At 64.1% G+C, this 25,315-nt stretch carries 27 protein-coding genes; 7 read left to right on the plus strand and 20 right to left on the minus strand.

Annotation, left to right across the window (positions count from 1 at the left end):
- Position 1: 1 nt before the first annotated feature.
- From YUA_RS43765 to YUA_RS0109980, 4 genes are all read right to left on the minus strand, one after another.
- The gene (locus YUA_RS43765) at positions 2-250 is read right to left on the minus strand and encodes a hypothetical protein (protein WP_035970773.1); all 249 of its coding nucleotides are present in this window, start codon (positions 248-250) and stop codon (positions 2-4) included.
- 44 nt (positions 251-294) lie between these two features.
- On the minus strand, positions 295-795 hold the full coding sequence (locus tag YUA_RS0109970) for a hypothetical protein (RefSeq protein WP_008138982.1): 501 nt from the start codon (positions 793-795) through the stop codon (positions 295-297).
- Positions 792-1,403: a permease gene (locus tag YUA_RS0109975; protein WP_027530553.1), complete on the minus strand. Its 612-nt coding sequence runs from the start codon at positions 1,401-1,403 to the stop codon at positions 792-794. Before YUA_RS0109975 ends, YUA_RS0109970 begins: the two co-directional genes overlap by 4 nt.
- A 285-nt stretch (positions 1,404-1,688) precedes the next feature.
- Entirely contained in the window at positions 1,689-2,285 is a 597-nt protein-coding gene (locus tag YUA_RS0109980) for a superoxide dismutase (protein ID WP_014491764.1), read from the minus strand.
- 235 nt (positions 2,286-2,520) lie between these two features.
- Here YUA_RS0109980 and YUA_RS0109985 point away from each other — a divergent pair, with 235 nt between their 5' ends.
- Complete coding sequence (locus tag YUA_RS0109985) at positions 2,521-3,048, plus strand: GNAT family N-acetyltransferase (RefSeq protein ID WP_027530554.1); 528 nt, start codon at positions 2,521-2,523, stop codon at positions 3,046-3,048.
- Positions 3,049-3,148: 100 nt separating this feature from the next.
- On the plus strand, positions 3,149-3,586 hold the full coding sequence (locus tag YUA_RS0109990) for a DUF2147 domain-containing protein (RefSeq protein WP_027530555.1): 438 nt from the start codon (positions 3,149-3,151) through the stop codon (positions 3,584-3,586).
- Here the strand turns inward: YUA_RS0109990 and YUA_RS0109995 are convergent.
- A complete protein-coding gene (locus YUA_RS0109995; RefSeq protein WP_027530556.1) occupies positions 3,583-4,737 on the minus strand; it encodes a DUF3095 domain-containing protein in 1,155 nt (384 codons plus the stop codon). The genes YUA_RS0109990 and YUA_RS0109995 overlap by 4 nt on opposite strands.
- A 225-nt stretch (positions 4,738-4,962) precedes the next feature.
- Between YUA_RS0109995 and YUA_RS48040 the strand changes: the two genes are divergently transcribed.
- Positions 4,963-5,289, plus strand: a complete 327-nt coding sequence (locus YUA_RS48040; RefSeq protein ID WP_371259875.1) for a hypothetical protein — start codon at positions 4,963-4,965, stop codon at positions 5,287-5,289.
- Positions 5,290-5,302: 13 nt separating this feature from the next.
- Here YUA_RS48040 and YUA_RS0110005 read toward each other — a convergent pair whose 3' ends face one another.
- From YUA_RS0110005 to YUA_RS0110025, 5 genes are all read right to left on the minus strand, one after another.
- Complete coding sequence (locus YUA_RS0110005) at positions 5,303-5,512, minus strand: hypothetical protein (protein ID WP_027530557.1); 210 nt, start codon at positions 5,510-5,512, stop codon at positions 5,303-5,305.
- A gap of 146 nt (positions 5,513-5,658) precedes the next feature.
- Positions 5,659-6,381, minus strand: a complete 723-nt coding sequence (locus tag YUA_RS0110010; RefSeq protein WP_027530558.1) for an SDR family NAD(P)-dependent oxidoreductase — start codon at positions 6,379-6,381, stop codon at positions 5,659-5,661.
- Positions 6,374-7,756, minus strand: coding sequence for a class I adenylate-forming enzyme family protein (locus YUA_RS0110015; protein ID WP_027530559.1), 1,383 nt, complete (start codon positions 7,754-7,756; stop codon positions 6,374-6,376). The genes YUA_RS0110010 and YUA_RS0110015 overlap by 8 nt, the downstream gene beginning before the upstream one ends.
- A complete protein-coding gene (locus YUA_RS0110020; RefSeq protein ID WP_015688794.1) occupies positions 7,743-7,988 on the minus strand; it encodes an acyl carrier protein in 246 nt (81 codons plus the stop codon). The genes YUA_RS0110015 and YUA_RS0110020 overlap by 14 nt, the downstream gene beginning before the upstream one ends.
- Before the next feature lie 151 nt (positions 7,989-8,139).
- A complete protein-coding gene (locus YUA_RS0110025; RefSeq protein ID WP_027530560.1) occupies positions 8,140-9,951 on the minus strand; it encodes a long-chain-acyl-CoA synthetase in 1,812 nt (603 codons plus the stop codon).
- Positions 9,952-10,176: 225 nt separating this feature from the next.
- Here YUA_RS0110025 and YUA_RS0110030 point away from each other — a divergent pair, with 225 nt between their 5' ends.
- Positions 10,177-11,154: a tripartite tricarboxylate transporter substrate binding protein gene (locus YUA_RS0110030; RefSeq protein WP_027530561.1), complete on the plus strand. Its 978-nt coding sequence runs from the start codon at positions 10,177-10,179 to the stop codon at positions 11,152-11,154.
- 31 nt (positions 11,155-11,185) lie between these two features.
- On the opposite strand, the gene YUA_RS0110035 is transcribed toward YUA_RS0110030, so the two are convergent.
- Both YUA_RS0110035 and YUA_RS0110040 read right to left on the minus strand, forming a co-directional pair.
- Positions 11,186-11,485, minus strand: coding sequence for a DUF3551 domain-containing protein (locus YUA_RS0110035; protein ID WP_027530562.1), 300 nt, complete (start codon positions 11,483-11,485; stop codon positions 11,186-11,188).
- Between the two features lie 9 nt (positions 11,486-11,494).
- Entirely contained in the window at positions 11,495-11,782 is a 288-nt protein-coding gene (locus YUA_RS0110040; protein ID WP_027530563.1) for a DUF3551 domain-containing protein, read from the minus strand.
- Between the two features lie 427 nt (positions 11,783-12,209).
- Between YUA_RS0110040 and YUA_RS0110045 the strand changes: the two genes are divergently transcribed.
- A complete protein-coding gene (locus YUA_RS0110045; protein ID WP_027530564.1) occupies positions 12,210-15,344 on the plus strand; it encodes a multidrug efflux RND transporter permease subunit in 3,135 nt (1,044 codons plus the stop codon).
- A gap of 12 nt (positions 15,345-15,356) precedes the next feature.
- Here YUA_RS0110045 and htpG read toward each other — a convergent pair whose 3' ends face one another.
- The 4 genes from htpG to YUA_RS0110065 all read right to left on the minus strand — a co-directional run bounded on the left by htpG (position 15,357) and on the right by YUA_RS0110065 (position 19,600).
- Positions 15,357-17,231 (minus strand): molecular chaperone HtpG, encoded by a 1,875-nt coding sequence (gene htpG, locus YUA_RS0110050; RefSeq protein WP_027530565.1) that lies wholly within the window; start codon positions 17,229-17,231, stop codon positions 15,357-15,359.
- Positions 17,232-17,354: 123 nt separating this feature from the next.
- Entirely contained in the window at positions 17,355-17,789 is a 435-nt protein-coding gene (locus tag YUA_RS0110055; protein ID WP_027530566.1) for a hypothetical protein, read from the minus strand.
- A 267-nt stretch (positions 17,790-18,056) separates the two neighbouring features.
- Entirely contained in the window at positions 18,057-18,656 is a 600-nt protein-coding gene (locus YUA_RS0110060; RefSeq protein WP_027530567.1) for a nuclear transport factor 2 family protein, read from the minus strand.
- Positions 18,657-18,793: 137 nt separating this feature from the next.
- Entirely contained in the window at positions 18,794-19,600 is an 807-nt protein-coding gene (locus YUA_RS0110065; protein ID WP_027530568.1) for a response regulator, read from the minus strand.
- A gap of 222 nt (positions 19,601-19,822) precedes the next feature.
- On the opposite strand from YUA_RS0110065, the gene YUA_RS0110070 reads away from it, so the two are divergent.
- Both YUA_RS0110070 and YUA_RS0110075 read left to right on the plus strand, forming a co-directional pair.
- A complete protein-coding gene (locus YUA_RS0110070) occupies positions 19,823-20,056 on the plus strand; it encodes a NepR family anti-sigma factor (RefSeq protein WP_027530569.1) in 234 nt (77 codons plus the stop codon).
- The gene (locus YUA_RS0110075) at positions 20,056-20,604 is read left to right on the plus strand and encodes a sigma-70 family RNA polymerase sigma factor (RefSeq protein ID WP_084292346.1); all 549 of its coding nucleotides are present in this window, start codon (positions 20,056-20,058) and stop codon (positions 20,602-20,604) included. The genes YUA_RS0110070 and YUA_RS0110075 overlap by 1 nt, the downstream gene beginning before the upstream one ends.
- An 87-nt stretch (positions 20,605-20,691) precedes the next feature.
- Here YUA_RS0110075 and YUA_RS0110080 read toward each other — a convergent pair whose 3' ends face one another.
- From YUA_RS0110080 to YUA_RS0110095, 4 genes are all read right to left on the minus strand, one after another.
- Positions 20,692-21,390, minus strand: a complete 699-nt coding sequence (locus tag YUA_RS0110080; RefSeq protein WP_027530571.1) for a nitroreductase — start codon at positions 21,388-21,390, stop codon at positions 20,692-20,694.
- A gap of 141 nt (positions 21,391-21,531) precedes the next feature.
- Positions 21,532-22,776 (minus strand): acyl-CoA dehydrogenase, encoded by a 1,245-nt coding sequence (locus YUA_RS0110085; protein WP_027530572.1) that lies wholly within the window; start codon positions 22,774-22,776, stop codon positions 21,532-21,534.
- Positions 22,777-22,785: 9 nt separating this feature from the next.
- Positions 22,786-24,033 (minus strand): acyl-CoA dehydrogenase, encoded by a 1,248-nt coding sequence (locus YUA_RS0110090; protein WP_027530573.1) that lies wholly within the window; start codon positions 24,031-24,033, stop codon positions 22,786-22,788.
- A gap of 15 nt (positions 24,034-24,048) precedes the next feature.
- Complete coding sequence (locus tag YUA_RS0110095) at positions 24,049-25,176, minus strand: acyl-CoA dehydrogenase family protein (RefSeq protein ID WP_027530574.1); 1,128 nt, start codon at positions 25,174-25,176, stop codon at positions 24,049-24,051.
- Positions 25,177-25,315: the final 139 nt, after the last annotated feature.

A 25,315-nucleotide genomic window follows, 5' to 3' on the forward strand; every position in this document is an offset into this window, starting at 1 on the left:
ATCACCTCATCGCGAGCCAGACGACGCCCCAGAGCACGGCGCAGACGGCGACCGCCGCCGCGAGGCGGCCGGCCATGGTCATGCGCAGGATCGACCAGGGCGCGTCCTGGGCCGGGTGCGGTGAGGCCGCGTCGTGAACATGGGCGTGGGTGTGGTCGTGCCCGTGCGAATGGCCGTGGTCGTCGGAATGACCATGGGAGCGGCCATGAGCATGGTCGTGATGATGGGCGCGGGACGCGGCGGGAACCATGCGAGGGACGTTATATTATAACATCATGCCTGTCCACGGCCGGCTCAGGGCTTGCCGATCACCATCGCGATGGCGGCGGCCACGAACGGAAACGGCACCGAGACGGCGCAGCGGAACCAGACGAAACGGGCCGGCATGAACGGAATTTCCCACAAAATCACCCGCTGGAAGGCGAACAGGGCCCAGGCCACGACATAGGCGACCACCTGCGGCACCCCGCCACCCGACTTCAGCGCCACTGTGCCAATTGAAAAGCCGATCACCGGGCCGCCGGGCGTGGCAGCGCCGGCGACGACGGCGGTCGCAACCCCAAGCCAGCCGCTGTCCGGCCCGAGCCAGCCAGTGATCACCTCCTGCGGGATGATGGCGGCGATGTAGCCGGAGCCGATCACGCCCAGCGCAATGCGCGGCACGATGTTGATGAAGTCCATCGAGCCTTCGCGCAATGAAGCCTTGAACACCGGAGGGCCGCGGCGAAAGGCGATCAGGCCGACGCCGAACACCGAGCCCCACAGCAGGATGTCAATGAGAAGCGCGGCGCTCAATTCTCGTCGTCCTTCGCGGCCGTCTGCGGATAGATCCGGACATAGACGAAGCGGCCGAGGGCGCCGGCGAGCACCGGCAGCGGCAGCGAGATCAGGATCCGCCACAGCGTGAAATCGGTGCCCATGATCGGGATTTCCCAGGCGACCGCCCGGCCATAGCCGATCAACGTCCAGCTCACGACCATGGCAATGGTGGCGCCGAAATCGGCGCCGACCGCGAGCAGCGCGCTTGCCACCGGATAGGCGGTGAAGGGACCGCCTGGCAGGATCGCGCCGAAGGCGGTGCCGACCAAAAGGCCCATCAGGCCGGATTTCGGGCCGAGCGAGCGCGAGACTTTTTCGTGCGGCAGGATCTCGGAGATGAAGGCGCCGAGCAGGCAGCCCGCCAGCACGCGTGGCAGGATGCCGCCGAACAGCGAGAGATCATGGGTGAGAATTTCCAGGACACCGTCGGTGCCGTCACGCCGCCAGACCAGCCCTGCGCTCACCGCCACCAGGGCCGCGATGATGATGGTCGACCAGCCGATCGGCTTGCGCACCCGTCCCGGCCGCGGCTCGGATTCCGCGTCGTCGGCAGGCGCGGGACTTTTCGGGGAAGGTTCTGACAACGGGCTTGGTCGGTTCGAGGGTGGTGCCCGTCCTGATTAAGTGCGCCGTGGAGGCGATGCAAACGGAACGATGACAGACCCGTGCGCGCGCCACGCAGGGCAATTCCGCACAGCAAAAAGGCGGCCGCGTGAGCGACCGCCCTTCTCCATTCTGTCATTCCGGGGCGGCGCGCCAATGCCGAGCCCGGAATCCATCAGACGTCAGCCCGAATGGATAAATGGATTCCCAGATGCGCAATTGCGCATCCATAGCTCGCGCTTCGCGCGCCCGGAATGACTCAGGCCTTACGCCTTGTCGAACAGGGACTCGACGTATTCCCAGTTCACGAGGTTCTCGACGAACGCCTTGAGATAGTCGGGACGGCGGTTGCGATAGTCGATGTAGTAGGAATGCTCCCAGACGTCGCAGCCGAGGATCGGGGTGGCGCCGTGCACCAGCGGATTCTCGCCATTCGGGGTCTTGGAGATTTCGAGCTTGCCGTTCTTGACCTGGAGCCAGCACCAGCCGGAGCCGAACTGGCCGACGCCGGCCGCCTGGAAGTCGGTCTTGAACTTCTCGAAGCCGCCGAGGTCTTCGTTGATCTTCTTCTCGAGCTTGCCCGGCAGCTTGGTGCCGCCGCCATTGGGCTTCATCCAGCTCCAGAAGTGGATGTGGTTGTAGTGCTGGCCGGCATTGTTGAACACCGCGGGATTCTTGCCGAACGAGCCCTTGACGATCTCTTCAAGGGACTTGCCTTCCCATTCGGTGCCCTTGAGCGCGTTATTGCCGTTGGTGACGTAGGCCTGATGATGCTTGTCGTGGTGGAATTCCAGCGTCTCCTTCGACATGAACTGGCCGAGGGCGTCATAGGCGTAAGGGAGGGGGGGCAGCGTAAAGGTCATGGGTTCTTGTCCGCAACTGAGTGGGGAACGTTCTAACGGTGACCCCTTATAGAAGGTTCCGACGCCGTTAAATACCGCCAATTTTCGAAAAGCCATGATGCGATCGCGTGGGGGTGATTGCACAACTTCGCCGCAGGCAAGTGGATGTTCACCCAAGTGTGCTGCAAAATATCATTGCCTTTGAACCGCTTATGACAGAACGAATGCACCACCCAGCCCGGGACAAGACAGAGCCATGAGTATCGAAATCGACATTTTGAACGGCGACGCCTCGTGGCCGATCGCGCAACCGCTGCTCGGCGCAGTCTGGGGACGCGATGCTGCCGAGAAGCCGTCCTGGAGCCACGTCAAATGGGCCCATGCCGATCTGCGCGTCCTGATTGAGACGCCCGAGGACGGCCTAGTCTGCCATGTCGGCATCTATTTCCGCACCGTCACCTGGAATGGTCAGAAAGCACATATCGGCGGCATCGGCGGCGTCTGCACGCGCGAGGATCGCCGGGGCCGCGGCTATGCCACCATGGCGATCGACGCGGCGGTGCATACCATGCGCGCCAACGATGCGGTTCGCTTCGCGATCCTGTTCTGCGAGCCGCACAATGTCGCGTTCTACGAGGCCCGCAAATGGCGCGCCTTCACCGGCGACATCTATTGCGAACAGCCGGAGGGCCGCGTCCGCTTCACGCATATGGCGCCCTACGTGTTCGACATCGTCCGTGCGCCGACGCTCGGCACCATCGACCTCTGCGGCCTGCCGTGGTGAAATATTCACTGGGGCAAATGAGCGCAGGAATGTGATTCCATCAGGCGTTGCACGATTCTGATTTGCTGCTATGGAGACGCCTCCATTCCGAGGCCCTTCCATGTCCCGCAGATTCGCCGTCCTCTCCATCCTCCTGGCTGCGCTGTCCGGCGCGACCGCGCATGCGCAAAGTGCTGACGCGAGCGGGACCTGGCTGACCCAGGCCGGCGATGCGCGCGTGAAGATCAGCAAATGCGGCGGCGGCATTTGCGGTGTCATCGTCTGGCTGCGCGAACCCACCGACACCGCGACCGGCCAGCCCGCGACCGACAGCAAGAATCCCAATCCCGCGCTCGCCAGGCGCCCGATGATCGGGCTGCCGCTGTTCTCCGGCATGCAGCCGTCGGGCCCGAACAAATGGTCTGGCCAGATCTACAATGCCGATGACGGCAGCACCTATGCGAGCAGTGTCACCTTGACAGGCGCGGAAGCGCTGCGGGTCGAAGGCTGCGTCGGCGCACTCTGCGGCGGCGAGACCTGGACGCGGGCGGGACGTTAGGTCGCGGCCGCTACCATCGCCTTGAGCGCCGTCGCTGCCGAGGCGTAGCCGCCCCGCGCGCCGTCGATGAAGTGCACGTGATCGCTGCGCAACGCTGAAGGCGTGAAGCAGGTCATCATCGCGGCATCCTGCTGATAAAGCCCGTAGCGCACGACGCCATCGCGCGCAGCAGTGGCGAGGCGATCGCTCAAGGCGCGATCGAGTTCCGGCGTGCAGTCGAGGATCATGCGCAGGCCGTCGTCATATTTACGGAAGTCGGAATTCTCGACCACCTGGCGCTTGTAGACCTTCGGCAGGAAGCCGCCGACCTTGATGTCGAATCGCATCAGGACATAGGCGAAAAACGTATAGGCGAGCACGCCGGCGCGGCGCTTGAGCAACGACCCGCCACGGATCGCCCGCGCCTCGTAGTCCAGGCCTTGCGGCGGCCATTTCAGCGGCGGCCCCTGCGGTGGCACGGGACGGCCGGACTCCGGACTGCGCTCGACGAGATGGATAATGTCCTCGATCACCTTGCGGAAGGCCTGCGGATCGGCGCCGCTTGCCGGCATCACCAGCACCGACAGGATCAGTCCGCGCGAGGCAGGCATCACCTCGAAGCGGCAGGACAGGCCGGAGAGATCGGGCTGCGTGCCCGGCGGCGCCTCAGCGACGGCGAACTCGCCCCGCTTCATCGCGGCATCGGCCCAGGCGAGCCCGCCGCCGGAGAACATCGCATAGGACAAATTGGCCGACGGACCGAAGCGCGCGACGCGCACGTCCCGACCTTGCGCCCTTATGGCGCTCACCGGCACCAGCGCGACGCGCATTTTGAGATCGAGGTCTTCCCGCACCCAGGTCGCCGTCGCAGCCAAAGCTTCGCGCGCCGCATCGAGATCGGCCGGCGCGACTGCAAAACTGGCGCCGTCACCGCCGAACACGAAGGGAAATTCACGTCCCTCCAGCGCATTCGTCACCGCAGCGATCACGGCGGCCCCGGCCATGTTCACCGCCTTGTAGCGCTGCGCCGCAATCGCCTTGGTGGAATCGACGATGTCGGCAACACCGACGCTCCAGTCCTCCGGCAGCGGCGAATAGAGCTTGGGCTCCATCAGGCTCGTGAAGCCGCGGAAGACAGGGATGCTGCCGTAAAAGGATTCGCCTGAGATCATCGGGTGATGCCGGATGGTTGGGAAGCGCGTCCGAACGAGATACGTGGCAGGATCGACCGGGGTTCGCCGGGGCGTGCCCTTCGGGGCCCCGATCATTGGCCGAAATCGTCCCGGACAACAAGGCCGCGCCGCAATGCCGCACGACGTCATTGATCGGCATCAAACAGCCGGCCGGGGATCACGCTACGGTTGGATCAACTTAGAGACTTGCGCGGGATAATCGAGGTGTCTGACATCATCAGTGCCGTAAAACTGCCGGAAGGGCTAACTGCGGCCGTGGATGCCTGGGCTCGGACTCATCACCTGTCACGCTCGGAAGCAATCTGCAAGCTGGTCGATTTCGGCCTCAGAAGCGCACCCACGGCGCCGGCCTCAGCGCAAACGGTCACGTCAGACGCTACGAGAATTGAGGAAATCGCGGCGCACGAGATCGAGGGCCTGCTCGATCCCGCGCTGGCCGCAGATGAACGCGAGCGTCGCGTTCGCCGCCTGACCGAAGGGCCGCCGGAATTCTCGCACGAGCGGATTGATCTGCCGAAACACCGGACGTGAGCGCCGACGCGCGCTAGTGCAGCTTTTCGTCCTTGCGCATCGCCGATGCCGGCACGTCATGACAGCCGATCAGCTGCACGAATTGCTGCGGATACATTTCGTGGCCGTGGCTGCCGGAATTTTGATGCGACATCGGTGGGCAACGGGCATTGTCCAGTTTCGCGGGCGATGGTTCCACGGCCGTTTGGCCGTGACTTGCAACGGTGAGGTCTGACGTAGCCATGTTTTGAGAGGCGGCCATGGACTGCTCCCTGTTTGTTTAGGGCAGTTCGATTGACGTAACCCAATCGATGACAAAGCATCTTACGACCAAATCCGGCTCGATGTCATTGCGCCTGATCGACTCGATTGCGGCGGCCAAGTTCCGTCTTAGGCCGTATTCCCGGCGTCGACCGTGAACACTGTGCCGGTGACATTGCGGCCGCCCTCGCCGAGCAGATATTCCACCATGCGCGCGACGTCGTCGGTCTCCGGCAGGCGCCGCAGCGCGCTGCGGCCGGCGATGCGCTTGCGGGCGTCGTCGGAGAGATTATGCGTCAGCTCGGTATCGATAAAGCCGGGCGCGATCGCGTTCACGGTGATGCCGAGCTTGCCGACCTCGCGCGCGAGCGAGCGGGTGAAGCCGGTAGCGGCGGCCTTGGTCGCGCCATACACGGAGAGGCCGTTATAGCCTGTCGTCGCGATGATCGAGGAGATGTTGATGATGCGGCCGGCGCCATCGGCCATCATCTGGCGCGCGACATATTTGGTGAGGATGATCGGCGACAGCACGTTGAGCTGAACCAGCGCCTCGATCTCGGAATTGTGCATGGTGGCGAGCAGGCCCTCGGTGCCGAGGCCAGCATTGTTGACGAGGCCGTAGGTCGGACCGAACTCGTCGCGCACGAGCTTGGCGAAAGCGGGGATCGCGTCGATCACCGCGAGGTCGCAGGCGCGAAAATGCAGGCTGCCCTCGGACCCGGCGATCGCGGCCTTGAGCTCGTCGCTCTCGCGCCGCGCGGCCGCGATCACGTTGTATCCGGCGCCGACCAGACGCTTGCCGATCGCAAGACCAATGCCGCGGCTGCCGCCGGTAACGAGAACATTATGCATCGGTGCGCGCCAATTTGCCGGCCGGGGTAACGTCGAGCGCCTCGACGAAGCGGATCACCGCCGGCACCTTGTACGACGCCAGCTGCGCGCGGCACTGATCCAGGATCTGGTCTCGGATTTCCTTTGCGCGTGCCTGGTCGGTACCGTCGGCGAGGATCACGTCGGCGACGACGATGCCGCCCGTGATCGGGCTGCGCCGCGATTTCGCCCGCGACATCCGCACGTCGGGATGACGGTTGATCGCCGCCTCGATCTCTTCCGGGTGAACTTTCAGCCCGCCGATATTGATGATGCCGCCGCGGCGGCCGACGAAATAATAGCGGTCGCCGCGCAGTTCGACGATATCGCCACTGTCGACGAAACCGTCGCCGTCGGTGAGCGCAGCCGCGTTGCGGCCGATATAAGCGTGCGCCGTCCGCGTCGAGCGGATGCGCAGGGAGCCATCGACGACCTTCATCTCGACGCCGTTGCGGTTGCCGAGATAGTTCGCCGGAAAACCTTCGAGCCCGTCATTGACGGCGAAGCCGACGCCGGCCTCGGTCGAGGCGTAGGCGTGGCCGACGGAGGAATTGGGGAATGCCGCCTTGAGGCCGTCGAGCACCGCCTGGTCGGCGATCTCGCCGGAGAGGCGAACATAGCCCGGCGCGAACTGCGCGGCCGAGCCGCTCATCAGAAGCTTGCGCCAGTGCGAGGGCGTGCCGGAAATGTGGGAGACACCGCGCGCGTTCAGCCGGGTAACGTGATCGGCAAGCGCCTCGTGCGGATCCGACAGCACCATCGAGCCGCCGGAGAGGATGGCGCGGAGAAAGATCTGCAGACCGCCATAGCGGCGGATGTCATAGAACGTGGCCCAGACCGGCGCGGGTCCCTTCGCGGGACCTTCGGCGACGATCGCGCCAGTCAACGCTTCCAGCGTGTGGCCGACAATTTTCGGCACGCCCGACGTGCCCGAAGTGAGCATCAGCCATTCGGTGGCGCGCTCGGTCTTGGCGGGCGTGGTGGCTTGAAGCGGCAAGTCTGCGGTGACGATCAGCGACACGCCGGTCGCGGCCCATCGATCGGGCTCGTCGGTGACGACGGCATCGACCCCTGCATCGGCGATCAGCGCGTCCAGATGCCCCGGGTTGAGATCCGGCGGACATAGCAGCATGCGACGGGCGATGCCGTCGAGTTCGATCATGGCCAAGCCCGACCGGAGCTGGTCGGACAATTTCAGCAGCACGGCGCGACCGGACAGCTCGCGCAAGCGGCCGCCGAGGACGGTCTGCGACAGGATATCGGTCAGCGACACCACATGGTGCGCATCCGACAGCGTTCGGCCGGTCAGCTCCGCGCCGAGACGGTCACGAAGCGCAAAGATCTCACGCGGGGACATTTTCGTAGGCCCGCACGAAATCGCCCACGGTGGCGGGGAACGCGGCGTCCTCGGAAATGGTGAAGGGATCGACGCCGGTCTCGTCCTCGAGACGCGCGACCAGGATCGCGAAGGCGAGCGAGTCAAAGCCCGTCTCGTGCAGGGACAGATCGTCCGAGAGGGCGGGAAGCGTGACGTGCTGTTCCTTGGCGATCTGCTGGATCGCTTCAATGACCTTGGACCGTACCGACATGGCTTGCTCGCCTCTTCCTTAGTTAATCGATCGTATGTCTTTGCGGCGGCTCTTGATGACCGCCTCCCATGGCCGTCTGTTTACCCGACAGAAGTAAATGGCCTCTTGGACAATTCAGATAAAATTGGACCCATCTCCGGATTTTGCTGTGCTACAGCCTGATCATGCCGTCGATAATCTGCGCAAACGTCCCGGAATCGAGCGCGACATAGGCGCCGGATTTCGGCTCCAGCATGAACATCGGGTCTTCTATCGCGCTGGGGTCAAAGCCCTCGCGCGCGAGTTCGCCCTTCTTCTGCTTGAATGTCTCGGTCGCATCGAGCTCGCGCGAGATGCGGATGAAGACGGGGCGGGCGTAGACCGGCAGGCGCTGCGCCAGATGCGCGGGCAAGGCCGCCACATCAAATCCCTCGTTCACGACGATCGCGCTCATGCCGGCACGACCATCAGTGCCGGGAATGCTGACGCCGTAGGTGGTGGCATCGACCACGCCGATGAAATCGCGCACGGCGTCGTTGACCTCCGAGGTCGCGACGTTCTCGCCCTTCCAGCGGAAGGTGTCGCCGATGCGATCGACGAAATGGAAGAAGCCCTTGTCGTCGAGCCGCATCAGATCGCCGGTGCGGAACCAGGCATCGCCCCTGGCGAAGACGTCGCGCAAGATTTTCTTCTCGGTCTCGCCGGCGTCGGTATAGCCCTCGAAGCGGCCGCCGCCCTGGTCCGCCTTGCCGATACGGCCGATCGCCTCGCCGGCTTCACCGCGGACGCAGGCGATGCAAAAGCCCTCGTCATTGCGCAGTGGCACGCCGCTGTCAGGATCGAGCTTGACGAGGCCCGCGGGAAAGCGATGCGCCAGCAGCGGTGGGATGCGGCCAATTGCGCCCGGCTGGCCCTCGACGTTGAACAGCGAGAAATTGCCCTCGGTCGCGGCATAGAATTCGAGAATGCGGGGAATGGCAAAACGGCTCTGGAAATCCTCCCAGATATCACCGCGCAGACCATTGCCGCAGACGAGCCGCAGGCGGTGGCGGTTTTCGTATTCCGACGGCGGCGCCTTGAGCAGATAGCGGCAGAGCTCGCCGATATACTGGAACAGGGTGCAATCGTGCCGCACGATGTCGGGCCAGAAGTTCGAGGCCGAAAACTTCTCGGCGATCGCCACCGAGCCGCCGGCGGCGAGCATGCTGCATGGCGCGACGATGCCGCCGACCGAATGGAACAGCGGCAGGCAATCATAGAGCCGATCCTGCGACGAGGCGCCGGTGAGGCCGGCGAACCAGAAGCCCCAGTTGAGAATGCGGCGGTGGCTGATGCTGGCGGCCTTCGGCAGGCCCGTGGTGCCGGATGTGTAGATCAGCAGCGCCCGGTCATCGATGGTGACGTCGCCGTGCTCCTCCGGCAGCAGCGCCCCGTCGTCGAGCGCGGCGAGCGCGACATCGATCGCACGCTCGCTACGCGCATCGCCATGGGTCCAGATCTTGGCCTCTGTCTTCAGATGCGGCGTCGCGCTCTCCAGCGTCTCCGAGAGATCATGCGCGACGATAATATGCGAGGGCTTTGCGACATCGACGCAATGCGCGAGCGACTGCCCGACAAGCTTGGTATTGATCAGCGCCACCACGCCGCCAACGCGGCTGATGCCAAGCCAGGCTGCGACATAATCGATGCCGTTCGACATGATCAGGCCGACAGTATCGCCCTTGGCAACGTCAACCGAACGCGCCCAGCGCGCATAGCGATTGATACGCCGCGACAGGCCGTCATAGTCGAGCGTTGCGTCGTCCGTGACCAGCGCGACGCGGTCGGGCTGGCGACGTGCCCAATCGTCGACGACGTCGGCGAACAGACGGCCCGGCAGCGTCTCGATCCGCGCAGTCAGCTCGATCGCCTTCAACCAGATCTTTGAAGCCGACGGCGCGCGCGCTTTGGCTTGCTCGATGACGCCGGTGGTCATGCCGTTCATTCCTTCGGGCGGTATCTGCTTGTTCCCGGCAGCTTAGTGCGCGTGCCCTGCCCAGGTGTTAAGAGACAAGGTAAAACTCGGTTAGCTCTCGATTAACTGCGATCATCCTTTACCAAGCCGACGGGAACGTCGTGCGGCCTGGCGCGATTCTTGCGATAGCAAATCCAGTCATACAAGCGCGCCGCGCGCGTCCTCTCGCCCGCGAGAGATGAACTGGAGGCCATGGTGATCCCCAAGAGACATTTCCTTCAGACCGCCGCCTGTGCCGCGGCCACGCTCATCGCTCCGCGCGCCTTCGCGATCGGAAACCCGTCTTATCCGTCGCGCAGCGTGAAGTGGGTGGTGCCCTATGCACCGGGCGGAGCCACCGACGTGCTGTCACGACTGATCTGCCAGCGCCTGTCCGAACGACTCGGGCAGACTTTCGTGGTCGAGAACAAGCCCGGCGCCGGCAGCAATATCGGCACGCAGGCGGTGATCTCTTCCGCGCCGGACGGCTACACGTTGCTACTGACCTCGACCGCGAATGCGATCAACGCCTCGTTCGATCCGGCACTGCCTTACGATTTCGCCAAGGGCATCGCGCCCGTCGCCGGCGTCGCGCGCATTCCGCTGGTACTGGTGGTCAACAACGACTTGCCGGTGAAGAGCGTCGCCGACTTCATCGCCTACGCCAAGGCCAATCCCGGCAAAATGTCGATCGCCTCGTCCGGCATCGGCACGTCGCTGCATCTCTCCGGCGAGCTGTTCAAATCGATGGCCGGCGTCCAGTTCACCCACGTGCCGTACCGCGGCTCCGCGCCGGGCCTGACCGACGTGATGAGCGGCCAGATCCAGGGCATGTTCGACAACGTCACCTCGTCCTTCGAGCTGGTGCGCGCCGGCAAGCTTCGCGCGCTCGGCATCACGCGCGAGCGCTCGGATATCCTGCCTGATGTGCCGCCGATCGCGGACACGTTGCCCGGCTACGAGACATCTTCATTCTATGGCGTCGGCGCGCCCTACGACACGCCGCGCGAGATCGTCGACCTGCTCAATCGCGAGGTCGACTCGGCTTTGTCCGACGCCGAGATCAAGGCCCGCATCGCCGAGCTCGGCGCGATCCCGCTGCACGGCAATGCAGGCGAGTTCGGCAGCATGCTCGCGGCCGAGACCGACCGCTGGCGCAAGGTGGTGGAGCTGTCGGGGATCAAGAAAGAATAAACGCGCCCGCGGGAGGCCCGATCATAAGAAGCTAGCGGGCGTTCTGCCTTCGCTGATGAAGCGGCGGCGCTACGTTCGCGCGATAATACGGATTGGGGTCACAGGTCGCGGGCCGGCCGGACGCCGTCGCACGGCATTGCGGCAGCGACGTGAAGGAGCAATCATACCATCCCCCACCACCGCCGTCGCTCGCGCCGGTAAAGACGTGCATGCAGACGGGAAAACCGGGGTCGTAGGTCTGGGCTTGCGACGGCGCAGCCGCGAGCAATGCACCGACCGTCGAGATGAGGCCGAACCATCGGCGCGGCGGGATGTCCGCTGAAAACCGCATCACAGTCCGTCAATGCACCTTCTTGTGACGCTTGCGTGGCGCGGGCGACGGCTCATCGAAAGCGTAGTAGGGATTGATGTCGCAGCTGGCCGCGCGGCCCGATGCTGTGGCGCGGCACTGCTCCAGCGACGTAAAGGAGCAGTCGAAATAGCTGCCGCCACCACCGCCGAAGCCACCGCCACCACCCGTGTAGACGTGCATGCACACCGGGTATTTCGGATCATAGGTCTGGGCGCCGGCATCTGCCGCGACGAACAGCGTGGCAATGGCGGTGAGGGTCAGGAGAGGCAGGCGCATCGGGCATTTCCTCGAATCGGTGGTAACGGCACGCGTTATGCCTTTTCGATATGGCACAACAGCGCGGTAGAAGCGATCGGTCCTGCTTATACCTCTCTCGCTTGTGACAGGCACCAAAAACGATCCGACACGGCGCCGTAACGATCTGAAACCGGGAAGGCGCTCGGTGGGCCGGCCTGCACTGAACGCATATCTCGCTATAACCATCCTTCGACAAAGGTCGCACGCCGCCGGCGCAGGAAACCGTTCGCAGGCCTGAGCGAACGGACTAGTCTTTCGATCACAACGCCGGCCCCGGACCGATGACGTTCCAGGGCGATCAACAAACATATGGGCTGAAGGAAACGCACATTCGCGCTCGGGCTTCCGAGCGCGGCTCCGCCATGCGCGGGGAGAAGATGCGCTGGCCGGTCTGTGGGCTCAGGGCATGCAAGAGAGCTTCTCGTCTCCGTTCATCCGCTATCCAATCGGCACTTCGCTGCTGATGGCGGGCATTCTGTTCGTAGGTCTCGTGGCCTACCCGCTGCTTCCGGTTGCGCCGCTACCGCAGGTCGACTTTCCGACCATCCAGGTTTCCGCGTCGCTTCCGGGCGGCAGCCCCGAAACCATGGCCTCCTCCGTGGCGCAGCCGCTCGAGCGCCAACTCGCGCAGATCCCCGGTATCACGCAGATGACCTCGACGAGTTCGCTCGGCTCGGCATCGATCACCATCCAGTTCGATCTCAACCGGCTGATCGACGCTGCCGCCAACGACGTGCAGGCCGCGATCAATGCCGCCAGCGGCCAATTGCCGAAGAACCTGCCCTCGCCGCCGACTTACAGGAAGGTCAACCCGGCGGACTCACCGATCATGATCCTGTCGGCAACCTCGGATACGTTGCCGCTGACAACCGTCAGTGACCGCACCGACGCCCAGCTTGCGCAGCAGATCAGTCAGATTCCCGGTGTCGCCCAGGTGTTCGTCGGCGGGCAGCAGAAGCCCTCGGTGCGCATCCAGGTCGATCCGGCCAAGCTGGTCGCCAAGGGATTGTCGCTGGAGGACGTGCGCAGCCAGATCGCGATCGCGACCACGGACAGCCCGAAGGGCAACATCGACGGCACGCGGCGCGCCTACACCGTCTACGCCAACGACCAGCTGCTCGAGGCTACACAGTGGCAGGATGTGATTGTCGCCTATCGTAACGGGGCGCCTTTGCGGATTCGCGACATCGGCGAGGCGGTGTCGGGACCGGAGGACATGAAGACCGCGGCCTGGGCCGACGGCAAGCGCGGCGTGTTCCTGGTGATCTTCAAGCAACCCGGTGCCAACGTCATCGATACGGTCAACCGCATCAAGGAGAAGCTGCCGCGGCTGATCGCCGCGATCCCGCCCGCGATCAGCATCAAGATCATCAGCGACCGCACCATCACCATCCGCGCCGCGGTCGACGACGTGCAGATCACGCTCATGATCACCATCGTGCTGGTGGTGATGGTGATCTTCATCTTCCTGCGCAGCTTCTGGGCCACGATCATCCCGAGCATCACCGTGCCGCTGGCCCTGCTCGGCGCCTGCTCGCTGATGTGGGTGTTCGGCTACTCGCTGGACAATCTCTCGCTGATGGCGCTGACCATCGCGGTCGGCTTCGTGGTCGACGACGCCATCGTGATGCTGGAGAACATCACGCGCTATGTCGAGCGGGGCGAGAACCCGGTCACCGCCGCCTACAAGGGCGCGGCCGAGATCGGCTTCACCATCGTCTCCATCAGCATCTCGCTGGTCGCCGTGCTGATCCCGTTGCTGCTGATGGGCGGCATCATCGGCCGGCTGTTCCGCGAATTTGCGGTGACGCTGGCGATGGCGATCTTCGTCTCGCTCGTGGTGTCGCTGACCCTGACGCCAATGATGGCCTCGCGCTTCCTGCGTTCCGACCACGAGGCCCGCAGCGGCCGCGTCTACCAATGGAGCGAGCGGCTGTTCGAGCGGCTGCTCGGCGCCTATGAACGCGGGCTCGACCTCGCGCTGCGGCATAGCCTCATCACGCTCTGCATTTTCTTCGCCACCGTCGCGCTATCGGCGCTGCTGTTTATCCTGATCCCGAAAGGCTTCTTCCCGCAGCAGGACAACGGCTTCCTCACCGCAGTGTCGGAAATGCCGCAGGACATTTCCTTCGCCGAGATGAAGCGGCGGCAGGAGGAGCTCAACGGCATCGTGCAGGCCGACCCTGCCGTCGATTCCATCGCGATGTTCATCGGCGGGGGCGGCACGGCGCTGAATTCGGGGCGCATGTATGTCACGCTGAAGCCGATCGGGGAGCGCGACGCCAATGCGCAACAGATCATCGCGCGGCTGCGGCCGAAGCTCGCCAAGGTCGAGGGCGCGCGCCTCTATATGCAGGCCTCGCAAGATGTGCGGCTCGGCGGCCGCGCCACCCGCACCCAGTTCGAGTTCACGCTGCAGGACGCCAATCTTTCCGAGCTGAATGCATGGGCGCCAAAGATCCTGACGGAGATGAGAGGCCTGCCGGAGCTGCGCGACGTCGCCACCGACCAGCAGACCGAGGGCACGACGGTGCAGCTCACGATCAATCGGGACACCGCCGCACGCTATGGCATCCAGCCGCAGTTGATCGACGACACGCTCTACGACGCCTTCGGCCAGCGCCAGGTGGCGCAATATTTCACGCAGACCAACAGCTATCACGTCGTGCTGGAGATCACGCCGGCGCTGCAAGGCAAGCTCGACACGCTCGACAAGCTCTACATCAAGTCGCCGCTGACCGGCGACGAAGTTCCACTCTCAGTCATCTGCAGATGGAATAGCGAGCCGGTGCGGCCGCTCGCAATTGCGCATCAGAGCCAGTTTCCGGCGGTGACGATCAGCTTCAACCTTGCCGAGGGCGTGGCGCTCGGACAGGCCACCGCCGCCGTGATGCGCGCGGTCGGCGAGATGGGCGCGCCGCCGACGCTGTCAATGAGCTTCCAGGGGACCGCACAGGCGTTTCAACAATCGCTCGGCACCGTACCGATGCTGATCCTCGCCGCACTCGTCGTGGTCTATCTGGTGCTCGGGGTGCTCTACGAGAGCTATATCCATCCGCTGACCATCCTGTCCACGCTGCCGTCGGCCGGCGTCGGCGCAATCGCGATCCTGATGATCTTCGGCTTCGATTTCAGCCTGATCGCCCTCATCGGGGTGATTCTCCTGATCGGCATCGTCAAGAAGAACGGCATCATGATGGTGGACTTCGCCATCGCCGCCGAGCGCGAGCAGCATCTGACGCCGGAGCAATCGATCCGCCAGGCCGCACTGCTGCGCTTCCGGCCGATCATGATGACGACGATGGCGGCGCTGCTCGGCGGCGTCCCCCTGATGCTCGGCACCGGCACCGGCGCCGAGATCCGCCAACCGCTCGGCTACGCCATGGTCGGCGGCCTCATGGTCAGCCAGGCGCTGACCTTGTTCACGACCCCCGTCGTCTACCTTTACCTCGACCGCTTCTCCAACACGCTGTCACGCTGGATGGAGAGAAGGCCGGAGGCAGAGGAAGAGAGCGACGAGCAGAAGGATGCGGCGGAGTGAGCCAGTCTCGCGTCAGCCCAGGCCCTGCAGCACCAGCCGGTTCAGCCTTGCGGCAAACGCGGCCGGGTCTTCCGGCAGCTCGCCATCCAGAATCTGCGCCTGTTCGAGCAGGAGCAGGCTGAGATCGTCAACCGTCTTCGAGCCGGCCTGCGCCCTGGTGATTGCCGAGACCATGGGGTGGCGCAAATTGATTTCCAGGATCGGCTTGGTGCCCATGCCGCGGTTCTGCTGCGCCAGGATGCGCTCGAGCTCGCGGCTCGGGCCCTGGCTGTCGGCGACGAGGCAGGAGGCGGAGCTGGTCAGGCGGGTCGAGGCCTTGACGTCGCTGACGCGCTCGCCGAGCGCTGCCTTGATCACCGCGATGGTGGCGGCCTCGTCTGCCTCGGGCTCGTCCTTCTTCGTCTCGTCCTTGTCGTCGACGCACGGAATCAGGTCGAGATTGAGATCGCCCTGGCTCAGCGACTTCAGCGGCTTGCCTTCGAATTCCGTCGGCATCGAGGTCCAGAACGCATCGACCGGATCGGACAGCAGCAGCACCTCGATGCCACGCGCGGTCGCGGCTTCCAGCCGCGGACTGGACTTCAGCCGCTCGATGCTGTCGCCGACGAGATAATAGATCTCGGTCTGGTTCGGCTTGAAATCGGCGACGACGTCCTTGAGCGCGCGCTTCTCACCGGTCGTGGTGGCGAAGCGCGACAGCGCGAGGAGCTTTTCGCGGCGCTCGAAATCCTCGTAGATGCCCTCTTTCAGCACCGCACCGAAGGCGTCCCAGATCTTCGCAAAATTCTCCGCATCCTTCTCGGCGAGGCTTTCGAGCTCGTTGACGACGCGGGTCGCCACGGCTTTGCGGATCTGCACCAATTGCGGGTTGTTCTGGAGCATCTCGCGCGAGATGTTGAGCGGGAGATCCTCGCTGTCGACGACGCCGCGGATGAAGCGGAGATAGCCCGGCAAGAGATCCGCATCATCCGTAATGAAGACGCGGCGGACATAGAGCTTGACGCGGCCCTTGCGGTTCGGCTCGAACAGGTCGAACGGCTTGGTCGACGGCGCGAACAGCAGCACGGCGTAGGAGTAACGCCCCTCCGCGCGATAATGCAGCGTCATCGCGGGATCGTCGAAGGCGGATGCGATCTGCTGATAGGCCTTCTTGTAGTCCTCCGTCGAAAGCTCGGATTTCGAACGCTGCCACAGCGCACTCGCCGAATTGATCTGGCGCGGCTCGCCCTCTTCCGGCACGAGCTCGATGGGGAAGAGGATGTTGTCGGAATAGGCCCCGACGATGCGCTCGATCTCGAAAGCCTCGAGATATTTCTTCGCATCGTCCTTCATGTGCAGGACGATCTCTGTGCCGCGCGCCACACGGGCTGCCTCCTCGTCGCTTGCGCGTGCGATCTCGAAGCCGGAGCCGCCGGACGACGTCCAGGTCCAGACGTCGCTCTCGCCGGCGCGACGGCTGACGACGACGATCTTATCGGCAACCATGAAGGCGGAATAGAAGCCGACGCCGAACTGGCCAATCAGGCCGAGGCCGTCCTTGGCCTCCTTCAGCTTCGACACGAAGGCCTTGGTGCCGGAGCGGGCGATGGTGCCGAGATGGTCGATCAGCTCCTGCCGCTCCATGCCGATGCCATTGTCGGCGATCGTCAGCGTTCCGGCCGGCTCGTTCGGAATGATCCGGATCTTGAGCGCGTCGCCCTCGCCCAAAAGCGTCGGGGTGGCGATCGCCTCATAGCGCAACTTGTCGCAGGCATCCGAGGCGTTAGAGACAAGCTCGCGCAGGAAGATGTCGGTCTCCGAATAGACGGAATGCACCATCAAGTGCAGCAGCTCGGAAACCTCGGCCTGGAAAGGCTGCGTATGCGTAGCCGTATCGGACGTCGTCATGCGTTTACCCGGTCAATCAGAAATGGAGAAAGCCGGGATATAACGCGATGGGATAGGGGATCAAGTGGACATACAAAATCGCCCTCCAGGCGGAGGGCGGTTTTTGCGGAAGGGCGAGGCCGATCAGGTCACGCAGCGGCCGGGCTGCAGCAGCTTGGCGACCTCGGTCAGGGAGCTGACCATCGGCTCGCAGGCGATCGTCGGCTTGCGGCCAGGGTTCAGCAGCGTGGGGGCCGGCTTGGCGTTGCCGGTCTCGATGACCGCGGGGACCCGCAGCAGCACAGAGGTATCGGCAAGGTCGTTTAGCCGCATCGAGACGGTACGGGTGGGAACCGCCGCCGGCTTCAGGTCGGCGAGGCGGTCGGACTTGCTGGTGCGATTGACGTTGTGAGTTGCGACATTGCGACCTGAAGTTTGGTCGGCGACCGCCTCCCAGCGGCTGGCCAGATTATGGCCGGAGGCGAGTTGTACGGCGCCAACCTGGGCGCCAACCTGAACGGCGCCAAGCGTCGCGGCGATGGCAACGGCACCAAAAAATACCTTTTGAATCTGTGACATGGCTGTCGGTCCCTCGCCCCATGGCGATCACGGGAACAACGCGAGGGGAGGACCGGAGTTTCCCAGAGGTTAAGATCACTTAACCGTGTGCAGAAATGGCAGACGCCTGCGAAAAATTTTGCAGGCCGGCTGGAACGACTCCGGCGCCCGGGAGTCGTCTCAACAGCCGGCTATTCCCCCCTGCCCCATAAGCCGGCGACGTAGGGCGCGACTGTGGTGATGCCAGTCGCGCCTTACTTTTGTCTGGGGTTCACTTTTGCTTGCAGACTATTTGGCCTTCCCCGCAAGCCAGTCCCGCCCCTCGCCATAGAGCTTTTCGACCTCCGGGCCGGTCAGGCCCGGCATGTCGCGCTTGACCTCGTAGCCAATCAGCTCCTGCATGTAGGCGAGATGGCGGTAGCCCTCAGGCAGTGCGGCGAGCGCCTGCTGGTCGAGGCGCAGTGTCGCGGCGGGATCGACCGGGTCGATCCGGTCCTTCTCGTAGATCGGCTGGCGGCGGACGATGCCCCAGGCGCCCTGCCGCTTCTCCAGGAAATCGTAGAAGCGCCCGGTGCACACGACGTCGCAGAGCACGTCGTGAGCCAGCGCCCGCTGCGCGATCGTCATTTTGGTTTGCGCGATGGCCCGCTCGCCCGCGAGATCGATGCTGGTGCCGCCGAGGAAATGCAGGATGCGTACGCCCTTGGCAAAGCCTTCCTGGCTGACGCGCATGAAATCCCGCGCCGGTCCCTGAAACCAGGTCGCGGACATCCAGCCTTCTTCGTGCCAGACGGTGGCAAAGCGCTCCCAGTCACCGGCGTCGCGCCACACCGCCCAGTTCTCGACGAGGTCGCGGATGGCGAGGCGGTCGAGCAACGCTTGGTCCATGGGCACGTCTCCAGTTCGGGGCGATGCACAGGTATGAGCGGCGAGTACGACGCCCGTCAAGCGGGCACGAAAAATCCGGCGTGCCTTGCAGCGCGCCGGATCGAATCGTCGTCGCCAGATGGCGAACCGCGGTCGCTTTACGCCGCAGGCGCCTTCGGCGTTCGGTTGCGCGAGTTGCGCTGGAAGAACAGCGCCTGGCTCGCCACCGCCGACACCATGGCGGGCTGGAACGGCTTTGAGATCAGGAACGCCGGCTCCGGACGCTCGCCGGTGAGGAAGCGCTCCGGATAGGCAGTGATGAACACCACCGGCACTTCGAAGGTGCGGAGCAGTTCGTTGACGGCATCCAGTCCCGACGAACCGTCGGCGAGCTGAATGTCGGCGAGGATCAGACCCGGCCGCTTGTTCTTGGCCAGCGCCACCGCATCGGCGTGGGTGCGCGCGACACCGACGACGTTGTGGCCGAGATTCTTCACCAGGCTCTCGAGGTCCATGGCGATGAAGGTCTCGTCCTCGATGATCAGGACGTCGGTTGCGATCTCAGCCGCCATCTCGCGTCCGGCGGTATCGGCCAGCCGCCGCGTCTCGGCGACATCGGTCGCGAGAATATAGGCGACTTCCTCTTCCGAAAATCCTTCGAGCGAGAGCAGCAGGAAGGCCTGCCGCGGCAACGGCGTGATATTGGACAGCCGCCGCTCCGGCGGCATCGGCAGCGTCGCCACCTCGGCGTCGTCATTGACCGAGATCGAATTCCAGATCTGGGTGAACAGCCGGAACAGGCCGGCGCGCGGCCCATGGCTCTCATCGAGCACCGACGGATCTCCCAACATGGCTTCCAACATGGCTGCGACATAGGCGTCGCCGGAGGCCTGGCTGCCCGTCAGGGCGCGCGCATACCGACGCAACAACGGCAAGTGTTCAGCAACAAGCTGTGAACGGGACATCCCCACTCCATTCATCATCGGGCCATCCGTGAAGAACCAGGCAACATGAGGGGAGGCCCGGGTTCCCCTGCTGGGGCTGATTACGCTTCAGGATAAGAAAAGTTCCGCTTGGCTGGGAACTTTTTGTCGAATCTGGAATTGAACTCGTCCAGGGAACGGCTCCCGGTTGAGAAAACTTCTCGATCTTGCAGTCACTTAACTCGGGGAAACGTGGAACAGGTCATGAAAGATCTCAAGTCTCAAGCCAGCAAAAGCGCGACCCCCGGCAAGGGAGGCCTCACTCCGGAGATCCAATCCCGGATCGGGCATCAACTGCGCGCCATGTACGACGACGTCGTGCGGCAAGGGGTTCCGGACCGGTTCGCGGAGCTCATCAAGAAGCTTGATGCGCCGGGAGGCGGATCTCAGGATGAGAATGGGGCTGGGGGCTCCAACGATAACAATGGGAGGGTTTAATGCCTCTCACGAACTCCCTGCGTGACGACATCCTCGCGGCCGTGCCGAGTCTTCGCGCATTCGCCATCTCGCTCAGCGGCAATGCGGATCGCGCCGACGATTTGGTGCAAGAGACGCTGTTGCGCGCGCTCGCCAACATCGACTCGTTCCAACCCGGCTCCAACCTGCCGGCGTGGTTGTTCACGATCCTGCGCAACCTGTTCCGCTCCGACTATCGCAAGCGGCGGCGCGAGGTCGAGGACGCCGAGGGCAACTATGCGAAGACGCTGAAGACGCAGCCTTCGCAGAACGCTCATCTCGAATTCGAGGAGTTTCGCGGCGCGCTCGAGAAGCTTCCGCAGGATCAGCGCGAAGCTTTGATCCTGGTCGGCGCCTCCGGCTTCTCGTACGAGGATGCGGCCTCGATCTGCGGCTGTGCGGTCGGCACCATCAAGAGCCGCGTCAACCGCGCACGCTCGAAGCTCGCCGCGCTGCTCTACGTCGACGGCGCCGAGGATTTCGGGCCCGACGAGACCGTGCGCGCCGTGATCGGCGGTAGCGGCGGATAGCGCGTCAATCGACTTAGGCGACAGTTGTGAAGGCGGCCGTTTGCGCGGCCGTCTTTGCATGCTTGTGGATCGTTGACTGCCGCCCGGTCACGTCTCGACGAACGTCACCGTGTCGGCGACGGTTGCGCGCGAGGTCCGGTAGCTGTTGACCTTGTGCGCGTTGTCGGCATAGCCGAACGAGATGCCGCAGACGACACGGCGGTCGTCGGGCAGATTGAAGTGTCGGCGGATCAAGCCGGAATGGCGCGCCAGGGCAGCCTGCGGAATCGTGCCGAGCCCGAGCGCTTGCGCGGCGAGCATGAAATTCGACACGTAGGCACCGCAATCGATCGCGCCATAGATGCCGAGCGGCTCGTTGGTGTGAATGATCGCGACATGCGGCGCGCCGAAGAAATTGTAGTTCTCCAGCGCCTGCTTGGCGTAGCCCATCTTGTCGCCGCGCACGATGCCGAGCGTGTTGTAGAGCTGAAAGCCGCTCTCGCGGCGGCGTTCGAGATAGACGCCGACATATTCACGCGGCGGCGTGAAATCATAGTCGTCACCGAGACCGCTAGATGCTTCCTTGTAGATCAATTGGCGAAAGCGTTCCTTGGCCTCGCCGCTGGCGATGATGACCTGCCAGGGCTGGCTGTTGCACCAGGACGCGGTTCGCTGTGCGGTGGTCAGCACATGCTCGATGGTGGCGCGATCGACTTCTTCCGGGAGGAAAGCGCGGACGGAGTAGCGCTCGTTGAGGAGCTCTTCGAGCACGCCGATGCGGTCGTTCTGGTTGACTTTAGCGTCCATGGATCAACTCGCGCTCAATCTTCGTAGGGTGGGCAAAGGCGCACAGCGCCGTGCCCACCAACAGACTTGCCCCGGAGCATCTGCATATGGTGGGCACGCTTCGCTTTGCCCACCCTACAAGATGCAGCGAGAGGGGAGACATCACCGCCCCTTGGTCGGGATCTCGTTATACGGCACATCCTTGTCGACACGAATGTCGCCAGGCAATCCCAGCACGCGCTCCGCGATGATGTTGCGGAGGATCTCGTCGGTGCCGCCGGCGATGCGCATTGAGGGCGAGGACAGCAGCATCTGCTGGAACTGGCCGTGCACCGTCTCCTCGTCCGCGCCGGTGAGGACACCGGCCGCGCCCTGGAGGTCCATGGCGTAAGTTGCGATGTCCTGGAGCATCATGCCGGAGACCAGCTTGCCGATCGAGTTTTCAGGACCCGGTCGTTCGCCCTTCGACAGCGCCGAGATCGCGCGGTAGCTAGTGTATTTCAGCCCGCTCGACTTCACCGCCCAGCTCGCAAGCTTTGAGCGCACGGCGGGATCGTCAATAGCGAGTCCGGCTTCCAGCATCAGATTGGAGCAGAACTCGAACAGTTCGGGGACGCCGGTCGCGAGCCGCGAGCCGATCGACATGCGCTCGTTCATCAGCGTGGTCAGCGACACGCTCCAGCCCTCGCCCACGGCGCCGAGCCGTTGGCCGTCGGGGATCACGACGTCGGTGAAATAGACCTCGTTGAACTCCTGCATGCCGTTGGCCTGCTTGATCGGACGTACCTCGACGCCCGGGCTCTTCATGTCCAGGAAGAACATGGTGAGACCCTTGTGCTTGGGCACGTTCGGATCGGTGCGCGCAATCAACAGGCCGAAGTCGGAATAATGCGCGCCCGAGGTCCAGATCTTCTGGCCGTTGACGACCCAATTGTCGCCCTTCTTCTCCGCGCGCGTGCGCAGGCCCGCAACGTCGGAGCCGGCGGACGGTTCGGAGAACAGCTGGCACCAGATCTCCTCGCCCGAGGCGAGCTTCGGCAGATAGCGGCGTTTTGCATCTTCGCTGCCCCAGGCCATCACGGTCGGGCCGCACATGCCTTCGCCGATCTGAAACGGCTGCGTCAGCTTGCCGTAGACGCCTTCCTCCTGCTGCCAGATCACGCGCTCGATCGGCGTGGCGCCGCGGCCGCCATATTCCTTCGGCCAGTGCAGGCAGGCCCAGCCGGCCTCCGCCTTCTTCTTCTGCCAGGCCTTGCCGACCTCGACCATGTCGTGCTTCGCAAGCCTGATGCGGCCGAGCGAGGATTTTGACAGCTCCTGCTCGAACTCCTTCGGCGCGTTGGCGGCGACCCATTTGCGCGCGGTCTCGCGGAATGCGGCTTCCTGCGGGGTGTCGTCGAAATTCATGGCGGATCTCTAACCTCTTCCCTTGGTCGGGATCTTGTTGAACGGCACGTCCTTGTCGACACGGATATCACCGGGCAGGCCCAGCACTCGCTCGGCGATGATGTTGCGCATGATCTCGTCGGTACCGCCTTCCACACGCGTACCCGGCGCACGCAGCAGCATCGCCTGGAAACGGCCGGCGACTTCGGCATCCTCCGGACCGCTGACCACACCGGCCGCCCCCTGGAGATCGAGTGCGTAGGTCGCGACGTCCTGGATCATCGAACCCGCGACCAGCTTGCCGATGGAGTTTTCCGGGCCCGGCCGCTCGCCCTTCGACAGCGCCGAGATTGCGCGCATGCTGGTGTAGCGCAAGCCACTCGCCTTCACCGCCCAGTTCGCGAGCTTCGAACGCACCGCGCGGTCCTCGATCGCCGGACCATCGTCGAGCATCAAGCCGGAGCAATACTCGAACAGCTCCGGGAAGCCGGTCGACACGCCCGCACCGATCGACATGCGCTCGTTCATCAGCGTGGTCAGCGAGACGTTCCAGCCGTCACCGACCTCGCCGAGGCGCTGATGGTCGGGGATGCGAACATTGGTGAAATAGACCTCGTTGAAGTCGAAGGCTCCGCTCGCCTGTTTGATCGGCCGCACCTCGACACCCGGGCTCTTCATGTCCAGGAAGAACATGGTGAGACCCTTGTGCTTGGGCACGGTCGGATCGGTGCGGGTGAGCAGGATGCCGTAATCGGAATAATGCGCGCCCGAGGTCCAGATCTTCTGGCCGTTGATGACCCACTCGTCGCCGTCCTTCTCCGCGCGGGTGCGCAAGCCTGCGACGTCGGAACCGCCGGCAGGCTCGGAGAACAGCTGGCACCAGACCTTTTCGCCGGAGGCGAGCGGCGGAAGGCAGGCGCGCTTATGCTCCTCGCGCGCGAACGCCATCATGGTCGGGCCGCACATACCGTGGCCGATGATGAAGATGTGCGAGAGCTTTCCGAACGCGCCCTCCTCCTGCTGCCAGATCACGCGCTCGATCGGCGACGAGCCGCGGCCGCCATACTCCTCCGGCCAGTGCAGGCACGCCCAGCCAGCATCGGCCTTCTTCTTCTGCCAGGCCTTGGCGACCTCGAGAATATTGGCGTTCTTGAGCTGAGTGCGGCCCAGCGAGGATTTGCGCAGCTCCTCCTCATACTGCTTCGGCGCGTTCGCGCCGATCCAGGCGCGGGCGATGGCGCGGAATTCGGCTTCCTGCGGGGTGTCGTCGAAGTTCATGATAGTATCCTTCGCTTACGCCGCGTTCTTCTTGCGCATGCGGTCGATCAACTGGTCTTCCCAATAGGACAGGCTGCCGAGGCCGAGCGCCATGGCGTTGGCGCGGCGGTAGTACATGTGGCAGTCGAACTCCCAGGTAAAACCCATGCCGCCGTGAACCTGGATGTTGTTCTTGGCGCAGTGCTGGAACGCCTGTGTCGCGCTGATCCGCGCGGCGGCTGCCGCTTCCGGCAGTTCGGCCGCGTTGGTCGAGAGCGCCCAGGCGCCGTAATAGCTGTTGGAGCGCGCCAGCGTCGCCGAGACATACATGTCGGCCAGCATGTGCTTGACCGCCTGGAACGAACCGATCTGACGACCGAAGGCGATGCGATCGAGCGCGTAGTCGCGGCCCATTTCGAGCGCGCGGTCGGAGCCACCGACCTGCTCGAAGGCACAGAGCACCGCGGCGCGATCGAGCACCTGAGTCAGAATGCTCCAGCCGTCGCCGGCAGCGCCGAGCGGCTCGGCCTTACAATCCTTGAAGATGATCTCCGCCTGACCTCGGGTCGGATCGAGATTGGTGAGGCTCTTCACCTCGACGCCACCGGCTTTGAGGTCGACCAGGAACAGCGAAATGTCGCCATCACGCCCGCTCGAGCCGGTGCGCGCGGCAACCACGGCAAAGTCGGCGATCGCGCCATCCGCCACCGGCTTCTTGACGCCGTTGAGCACGCCATTCGCGGCCGTCAGCTTGACGTTCTTTGGCGACGGATTGCCCTTGCCCTCGAACAGCGCCAACGTGCCGATTGCCTCGCCGGAGGCGATCGCGGGCAACCACTTCTTCTTTTGCGCATCGCTACCGGCGATCAGCAGCGCTTCGGCCGCGAGATACACCGTCGAGGAGAACGGCACCGGCGCATTCGCCCGGCCCATCTCTTCCGCGATCACACAGAGTTCGAGATGACCCGCGCCAGCGCCACCGAACTCCTCGGGGATGGCGACGCCGAGGAAGCCCATCTCGGCGAGGCCCTTCCACAGCTCCTTGTCGTAGGGCGCCTTGCCGTCAAGTACGACGCGCACCGCCTTGGGCGAGCATTTTTCGGCGAGGAACTTGCGCGCCTGGTCGCGCAGCTGCTTTTGGTCGTCGGAGAAATCGAAGTTCATGACGCCTTACCCTTCATTCGTTGTTATTTGAGACCGTCATTCCGGGGCGCGACGAAGTCGCGAGCCCGGAATCCATTGATCCACTGACTTCGCGGTCCGATGGATTCCGGGCTCGCGCTTCGCGCGCCCCGGAATGACA

It is taken from the genome of Bradyrhizobium sp. WSM3983, from assembly GCF_000473045.1.
Taxonomy (GTDB): Bacteria; Pseudomonadota; Alphaproteobacteria; order Rhizobiales; family Xanthobacteraceae; genus Bradyrhizobium.